The organism is Streptomyces sp. NPDC002671 (assembly GCF_053592475.1).
In genome coordinates, this window is the sequence record NZ_JBSFVU010000159.1 from 1 (window position 1) to 1760 (window position 1760).

Here is a 1760-nt window from a genome sequence, read left to right on the forward strand (position 1 = left end):
TCGGGAAGGTACGCCCTCCGCGTCCAACCCGAGGCCGATCCACAGGTCCTGAGCATTGCTCCCGACCCGAGTCGGCTTCGCCGTCGGCCAGTCACTCCGCCCAGGCCAAGCCGTCGACCCCGACGGCCACCCCGAGCCACTCGGCCACCTCGTCCGCGCCGGCCCCCTCCGCCTCCACGGGCGCGCCCGGTCCGGTCGGCACGTCCTCGGTCAAGCCGGTGTCGACCACGCCGGCCAAGACCCTGGCCAGCACCGGCGGCAACAGCGGCCAGCTGATCGCCTTCGGTGTCAGCGGCGCCGTCCTGCTCGCCATCGGCGCGGACGTGCTGACGGCGAGCCGCCGTCGGGCCGCCCGCCACTGACGCAGTACCAGCCGGGCGCCCGCAGTCTCCGGAGCGCGGGCGCCCAACCGAGGGACAGCCCTGGTCAACACGCCTCCGGATACCTCGGCCTGACCGTTCGTGGCGAGAGGATGCCTGCTGAACGGGACACCTATCGCCGGTGTCGCGCGCCATCCTCACCGCCAGAGGTGACACCATGCGGAGCAAGTCCCGGATCAGCAGGTGGCTCGGCACCACCATCGCCTCCCTCACCGCGGTGACCGTCACAGCCTCCCCAGCGGGGGCCGGCCCGGCCTTCGCGGTCCGGCCGTGTTTCGACCGGGCCACCGAGCCCTACACGTCGCAGGTCGACAGCCATCTGCACCTCCGTCCGTTCGGCGGCCGGGGGATCCCCTTCGAGGAACTCACCGGCTACCTGCAGAAGAGCGGCGTGCACTACGCGAACATGTACGGCATCGGGCAGGTGCTCCCCGCGGATTCCAGCTGCACCTACTACCTCGACTGCCCCGGCACCCCCGTGCTGCCCCGGATGCGCAACGACTTCGTCAACGCCGAGGACCTGCGGGAGTCGAAGCCCGACGACCCGAACCTCGCGCTCTCCATGACGTTCATGGACCTGCACCACCCCGAGACCATCCCCGCGGGAGTCGCGCTGCTCGACCGCGAGTACCCGAATATGTTCCGATGGGCGGGCGAGGTGAACGTCGTCAAGCAGGCTCTGTTCCCCAACCATGCCGAGCCTGCGACAAGTGAGGACATCCCGCACTGGGCGCCGTTCATGAAGGTGCTCCGGGACCGCGGCATGCCCGTCACCTTCCACTCCGACCTCGGAAACGACGCGGAGCCGACGAAGTACCTCCACCTGATGAAGGAGATCCTCCGACTCTATCCGAACAACAAGATCGTGTGGGCGCACATGGGGCTGTCGAAGGAACTGGCACACATGGATCCCGACCAGCACATCCACATCCTGGAAAGACTCCTCGACGCCTACCCGAACCTGATGGTGGACCTGAGCTGGCGCGTCCTGGAGGACCAGTACTTCAGCAAGCCCGGCGTCCGGCAGAAGTACGCGGTGTTCCTCGACCGGTATCCCACCCGGGCGATCCCCGGAACGGACTTCGTGGCCTCCCGGAACAAGGACTACCAGGTCTACGAGCAGGAGCTCGACGCCACTAGCCGGATCAACACCGCCCTCGGCGACGAGGCCTTCCGGGACATCGCCCTCGGCCAGAACTACTTCAGGCTGCTGAGCCTCAAGGACACCGCCCCCCGGGTGTGCGCGAACCGCGCCGCGCCGGGCGGGACTCTCTTCCTGCAGTCGGCGACCGGGGCCGAGCCGGGGCCCGCCACCGAGGACGGGGACTAGTAGGGCTTGGTCAGGTTCGTATTGGGGTGGGTATGTCGCGGTGGCAGGTG

The 1760-nt window shown here is 68.7% G+C and carries 3 protein-coding genes; 2 read left to right on the forward strand and 1 reads right to left on the reverse strand.

Features of this window, described 5'->3' with window-relative positions:
* Positions 1-91 precede the first annotated feature (91 nt).
* The gene (locus ACWD35_RS45415; protein WP_451357166.1) at positions 92-229 is read right to left on the reverse strand and encodes a hypothetical protein; all 138 of its coding nucleotides are present in this window, start codon (positions 227-229) and stop codon (positions 92-94) included.
* Between ACWD35_RS45415 and ACWD35_RS45420 the strand changes: the two genes are divergently transcribed.
* A complete protein-coding gene (locus ACWD35_RS45420) occupies positions 219-362 on the forward strand; it encodes a hypothetical protein (RefSeq protein WP_451357167.1) in 144 nt (47 codons plus the stop codon). The two genes, ACWD35_RS45415 and ACWD35_RS45420, sit on opposite strands and share 11 nt — an antisense overlap.
* Before the next feature lie 175 nt (positions 363-537).
* The gene (locus ACWD35_RS45425) at positions 538-1710 is read left to right on the forward strand and encodes an amidohydrolase family protein (protein WP_451357168.1); all 1173 of its coding nucleotides are present in this window, start codon (positions 538-540) and stop codon (positions 1708-1710) included.
* Positions 1711-1760 lie beyond the last annotated feature (50 nt).

Coding starts and splice junctions, on each gene's coding strand:
- ACWD35_RS45425 (WP_451357168.1), top strand. CDS start 538: ATGCGGAGCAAGTCCCGGATCAGCAGGTGGCTCGGCACCACCATCGCC.